The sequence below is a fragment of the Kribbella sp. genome, assembly GCF_035687465.1.
Taxonomy (GTDB): domain Bacteria; phylum Actinomycetota; class Actinomycetes; order Propionibacteriales; family Kribbellaceae; genus Kribbella.
On sequence record NZ_DASRXP010000269.1, the window covers coordinates 1 to 5,130 of the forward strand.

Sequence of the window (5,130 nt, forward strand, 5' to 3'; positions counted from 1 at the left end):
CCAGTCTCCGCGTGGATGTACCCGACGTAGGCGCCGAACACGACAGCAAAGCCGGCCACCGCCGCGCCCGTCCGCAGTACCAGCCGAGGCCAGGTCCTGCGGTGACGCCAGGCCGAGCCGACCACCACGAGGTAGAGCAGCGCGGGGAACAGCAGCGTCAGACCGATCGTGCGGACCACGAAGGCTGCGCCCAGGAGCAGCCCGGCAAGACCGGCACGCTTCCAGCCCGGGCGGCCCCAGCCCAGCAACAGCCAGAGAATCCCCACCAGCAGGACGTCGAAGGTGGTCTCGGCCATGATGTTCTGCTCGATCTGCACCTGGTACGCATCCAGCAGCAGCGGAGCGGCGGCGACCGCTGCCAACCAGCGGTACACGCCCAGCCGGCGGGCCAGTGCATAGATGGCGACCCCCAGAGCCAGTCCCGCGAGGTGTTGCACCACTACTACGAGAGTCAGGCCGCCCAGATCGACCAGCGGACGGAGTACGAAGTCGTAGCCGATCGGGTTCAGCTGGTCCGGCCTCAGCGGCTGCATGTTCTTCAGGTACTGAGCTGAGTCCACGTAGATAATGGCCGGCTGGTAGGCGGCGGTTGCCAGCGCCCTAAGGGCCAGACCCACCAGCAGGAAGATGCTCAGCAGCCAGTGCTTTCGCAGGAGCGCGAGCACCGAGCGCGGTTGGAGCAGTGCGATCACTGTTCGCGGAAGTACTGCCAGGTCCGGGACAGACCGTCGGTCAGCGACACCGTCGGCTTGTAGCCAAGAGAATCGGCACTGGCAGACACATCGACGACGACTGCGGGCATCTCCCCCGCGGGCGCGTCCACATGCTCCGCCGGAATCGGGCTGCCGGTCGCAACTCGCGCCGCCTCGACCAGTTCGAGTACGGACACCGAGCTACCCGAGCCGACGACCGCGGGCCCGTCGTATCCGTTGTCGAGGGCAAGCAGAACGGCCGCGACCACGTCGTCGATGTAGACGAGGTCCCGTCGCTGCAGGCCATCGCCGTACACGCGGACCCCTGTCCCGGTCAGCGCCGCACGCATCAGCCGCGGCACGAAGCTGTCCTTGTGCGACATGCCAGGCCCGTACACGTTGGTGAAGCGCAGGGCCGCAGTACTCAACCCGTAGCTACCCGAGTACGCCGACAGCAGCATCTCCGCCGCCGCCTTCGTCCCGCCGTACGGCGTGAGCGGGCGCAGGGGTAGATCCGCCGTGATGGTGGAGGTACCGACGTCGCCGACCACCGCGTTGGTGGAGGCCATCACGAACTGGCCGACCCCGCTGCCCCGGGAGAGTTCGAGCAGCACCTGGGTGATGGTGACGTTCTCGGCGAACGTCCGCATCGGGGCGTCCACTGAGCGCAGTACGGAGGTCATTGCCGCCAGGTGAATCACCGCCCGCGGCCGGGTCTCGAACGCCGCGATGCAGACCTCCTGCTCGGCCAGGTCGCCGGTCACGACCGTGACGCCCTCGTCCCAGCCGGGGTCGGGCGCCTCGCGATCCACCACTGTCACGGGCACGCCCCGCTCGCGAAGCGCGGCAACCACGGCCCGCCCGATGAATCCGGCTCCGCCGGTCACCAGCACACGATCGAGGCCGCTGTCGGTCGAGCTCTGTTCCGCCATGCCAGCCAACGTACCGGCAGCCCTCCAGCGCCTACGGGGCGACGGCTTTCACTAGGAGGTCATGAACGGGTCGGGGCTCGGTTCGGAGCAGGCTGGTCAGGTCACTGTGCTGCGCTTCGAGGAAGCCTGCGCCGGCGTTGGCGAACAGGGAGAGGGTGTGCGCGATCTGGTAGGGCTCCAGACTGCTGCCGGCCAGCGCCTGGCGCGTGTCGCCGAGGGAGACGGTCCGGTATTCGACTGTCCGGCCGAGCGCTGTGGTGAGTGCCTCGGCGATGTCGTGACCACCGATCGAGGCGACGCCCTCGAGCTCGTAGGTCTTGCCCGCATGCCGGCTCGGGCCGCCCGCGTCGAGGTCGCGCTGCACCTCGGCCGCCACCGTGACGGCGACATCGGCGAGGTCCTCCCTGGCCACCACAGAGATCCGGCCATCGCCAAGGGCTGCGGCGAAGACACCGGACGATGCCGCCGACTCGGCCCCGGCCGCGGCAAGGCTGATCGGCAAGTCGGCGTACAGGCCGTTGCGCAGGACTGTCGCGTCGAAGGGAGCGGCAGCCAGGCGGGACTCGGTCCAGCGGTGTGCGAGCGCGATCGACATCAGGTCACCCGAACCGGCCAAGCTGGTGTAGATCACGTTCCGCACCCCCGCGGCGGCTGCCGCGTCGACCACTGCGCCATGGCGAGCGAACACGACATCATCCTCGGCGTAGCCGGCTGAGACGAACACGAGGACGTCCACGCCCTCGAAGCTCTGGGGCAGGCTGGCCGGGTCATCGAAGTCGACCCGTCGCTGGGTAGTACCGTCCCCTGACCGGGTGCCCCCGACCGCCTGCACATCGTCAAGCCCGGACAGCCCGTCGAGGATCAAGCCACCGAGACTGCCGGAGACACCGGTCACGAGAATCATTTCGACACTCCCTGCGTTGGTTGTGGTGACAGCAGGTCCGAGCATCGACGTAAACCGCGTCGGGCATAAGGAGGCACTTCTATGTCGGTCACGAACGCCGCGGTAAGTTCCCAGGTCACGGCCGAGGTCCCGACCGGGCCGTGTGGCGATGACGACTGCGGGATCCGGGACGTGCTGGATCGGCTGGGCGACCGCTGGACCGTGTTGGTGATCGTCGAACTGTCGAAGGGCGTCCGGAGGTTCACCGCGTTGGAGCGGGCCATCCCGGGAATCTCCCAGCGGATGCTGACCGTGACTACGAAGCGGCTCTGCCGCGACGGTCTGGTCGAGCGGATCGCCTATCCGACCATTCCGCCCCAGGTGGACTACCAACTGACCCCGACCGGACGAAGCCTCGCCGACACCGTCTTCGGCCTCGCCGACTGGTCCCGTGACCACAAAACCGCCATCGCCACCGCCCGCGACCAATGGGACGCCGACCACCCCGACGAACTCCGCTGAGCCCACCTCACCGATCGCAGTGAGCTGGGATGCCGAGAGCAACGGTCGCGTCAGCGCCTGCCCGGGTCGAACCGGACCACGACGGAGGGTTTGATCCCGGGGCTTGTCAGGCTGCTACCCCGGGGCGCCGGGCGGAGCGGAGGGAGGTGATGACGGCGATGATCGCGCCGACTGAGAGGACGGTGGCGAAGCCGATCATCGAAGGGCGGAGCGCCAGGTGCTGGATCACCAGGCTGAAGGCGATCGACGGCACGCCCATCCCGAAGTACGCGATCACGAAGAAGGCGGCGATCACGCCCGCCCGGGAGGCAGGCACTGCCGCGAGGGCTGTCTGGGTGACCGCGCTCTTGAACAGCAGGCCCGCGCCCGCGCCGGCGAGGGCAGCTGCGGTGAGGACCAGCCAGAGCGTCGGGCGGTAGAGCGAGAGAGCTGTCAGCGCCAGCCCGACCGGGAACAGCAGCGTGCCGGTCTTGAGCACCACACCTTGACCGAACCGCCCGAGCGCGAGTTGCGCCACAGCGGACGCGGCGAAAGCGGTGAACGGCGCCAGCCCGGCGACGAAGTACGACGTGACGCCGAGTTCACCGCGCACGATGATCGCGCCGAGCGACGAGAACAACCCCATCACCGCGAAGGCGAAGAACCCGACGGCCGCGGCGGCGCCGAAGGTGACCCGCTGGTCCGGACGAAGCGCGAACCGGACCGGCCGATCCTGGTCGGTCCGCTCGGTGTCGACCGTCTCCGGGCTCGCGAGCACCAGCACGAGCAGTACCGCCATCAGCCCACCGAAGATGATGTACCCCGTGCGCAGTGGTGCCGGAGCCCACTGGGCGAGCGCTCCGGAAACCAACGGGCCGAGCGCCAGGCCGCCGAGGTTGGCGGCGGTCGCCACCAGGGCTGGCACAGGTGATCCGAGCCGGTCAGGCCGGGCCTCGTGGTGCAGATCAGTCAGGTACGCCGTCGCGGTCGACGCCATCAGTCCGATCGCGACGCCGGTCAGGATCCGCCCGACGATCAGTCCCGGCAGGGACGGCCAGATCACCAGCACCACGGCCGAGAGGATCCCGACCAGCAGAGCCGGCGCGATGATGCGACGCCGGCCGAGCCGATCGGAGAGGTGCCCGAGCAGCCGGAAACTGATGGCGGCTCCGACCACCATCACGGCGAAGGCGATCGTCACGGTGATCGCGCCGAAGTGGTCCCGGACCTGGTAGATCGGCCACAACGGAGTGGGCACCGTACCGAACGCCATCAGGGTCAGGAACGCGGTGGCGACGAACCAGAATCCGGTCAGGTGCGGGACTCTGATCCGCGCCGGGGCGGTGGCGGTTACTGCGGCCGTACTCATCACTCGGTCTCCCTCGAAATCACGCTGGACATTGGGAAGAACCGCCCGGCCCGAGGCCGTCATACCAGCTTTCCTGGACCTGAAAGCGATGCCTTCCATCTCTTGGGGAGATACTGCGGAGATGGAGCTACGCCACCTGCGGCATTTCGTCGCGCTCGCGGAGGAACTCAGCTTCACCCGGGCCGCGAGCAGGGAACACATCGTCCAGTCGGGGTTGTCACCTCGATCCGCGCCCTGGAGAAGGAGGTCGGCGCCTTGCTGTTCGTCCGCGGGACCCGGCCGGTGCGGTTGACGGCAAAGGAACCGCCTTGCTGCCGGCGGCCCGCCGTACGTTGGACGCGGCCGCCGCGGCTCAGCAGGCGGTCGAGGACGCGCACGGAGTGCTGACCGGCACCTTGCGGATCGGTGCGCTCCAGACCGGCGGGCATACCTTGCCGTTCGCGTCCTGGTTGGCGGCGTTCGCGCTCGATCATCCGCGGGTGGACGTCTCGGTGCAGCAACTCCCGGCGCTGCGGATGCTGGAGCTGGTCTCGGACGGCGGCCTCGATTGCGCCCTGGTCTCGCTGGTGTCGGAGCAGGTGCCGGGACTGGAGGTCGTGCCGCTGATCACCGAACCGCTCGTTCTCGCCTGTACTCCGACGCACCGGTTGGCCGGGCGCGAGGGGGTTGGGCTGGAGGAACTGCAGGACGAGAGGTTCGTCGAACCGCCGGCGCAGTGGGCGATCCGGGCCGTGGTGGACCGGGCCTTCCGGG

The 5,130-nt window shown here is 68.8% G+C and carries 7 protein-coding genes; 3 read left to right on the top strand and 4 right to left on the bottom strand.

Features of this window, described 5'->3' with window-relative positions:
* From VFG33_RS13505 to VFG33_RS13515, 3 genes are all read right to left on the bottom strand, one after another.
* A partial coding sequence (locus VFG33_RS13505) for a glycosyltransferase family 39 protein (protein ID WP_325026146.1) occupies positions 1-692 on the bottom strand: 692 nt, incomplete at its 3' end.
* Positions 689-1,624, bottom strand: coding sequence for an NAD-dependent epimerase/dehydratase family protein (locus VFG33_RS13510; protein WP_325026149.1), 936 nt, complete (start codon positions 1,622-1,624; stop codon positions 689-691). The genes VFG33_RS13510 and VFG33_RS13505, both read right to left, overlap by 4 nt.
* Positions 1,625-1,655: 31 nt before the next feature.
* Positions 1,656-2,528, bottom strand: coding sequence for an NAD(P)H-binding protein (locus VFG33_RS13515; RefSeq protein ID WP_325026151.1), 873 nt, complete (start codon positions 2,526-2,528; stop codon positions 1,656-1,658).
* An 81-nt stretch (positions 2,529-2,609) separates the two neighbouring features.
* Here VFG33_RS13515 and VFG33_RS13520 point away from each other — a divergent pair, with 81 nt between their 5' ends.
* Positions 2,610-3,029: a winged helix-turn-helix transcriptional regulator gene (locus tag VFG33_RS13520; protein ID WP_325026153.1), complete on the top strand. Its 420-nt coding sequence runs from the start codon at positions 2,610-2,612 to the stop codon at positions 3,027-3,029.
* 106 nt (positions 3,030-3,135) lie between these two features.
* Here VFG33_RS13520 and VFG33_RS13525 read toward each other — a convergent pair whose 3' ends face one another.
* Positions 3,136-4,377, bottom strand: a complete 1,242-nt coding sequence (locus VFG33_RS13525; protein WP_325026155.1) for an MFS transporter — start codon at positions 4,375-4,377, stop codon at positions 3,136-3,138.
* Between the two features lie 121 nt (positions 4,378-4,498).
* Here VFG33_RS13525 and VFG33_RS41185 point away from each other — a divergent pair, with 121 nt between their 5' ends.
* Both VFG33_RS41185 and VFG33_RS13530 read left to right on the top strand, forming a co-directional pair.
* Positions 4,499-4,669 (top strand): LysR family transcriptional regulator, encoded by a 171-nt coding sequence (locus tag VFG33_RS41185; RefSeq protein ID WP_414672951.1) that lies wholly within the window; start codon positions 4,499-4,501, stop codon positions 4,667-4,669.
* Between the two features lie 16 nt (positions 4,670-4,685).
* A partial coding sequence (locus VFG33_RS13530) for a LysR substrate-binding domain-containing protein (RefSeq protein ID WP_325026157.1) occupies positions 4,686-5,130 on the top strand: 445 nt, incomplete at its 3' end.

What these genes read in the sequence shown, in the direction of transcription:
- VFG33_RS13510 (WP_325026149.1), bottom strand. Translation starts at nt 1,624, where the DNA reads ATGGCGGAACAGAGCTCGACCGACAGCGGCCTCGATCGTGTGCTGGTG.
- VFG33_RS13515 (WP_325026151.1), bottom strand. Translation starts at nt 2,528, where the DNA reads ATGATTCTCGTGACCGGTGTCTCCGGCAGTCTCGGTGGCTTGATCCTC.
- VFG33_RS13520 (WP_325026153.1), top strand. Translation starts at nt 2,610, where the DNA reads ATGTCGGTCACGAACGCCGCGGTAAGTTCCCAGGTCACGGCCGAGGTC.
- VFG33_RS13525 (WP_325026155.1), bottom strand. Translation starts at nt 4,377, where the DNA reads ATGAGTACGGCCGCAGTAACCGCCACCGCCCCGGCGCGGATCAGAGTC.
- VFG33_RS41185 (WP_414672951.1), top strand. Translation starts at nt 4,499, where the DNA reads ATGGAGCTACGCCACCTGCGGCATTTCGTCGCGCTCGCGGAGGAACTC.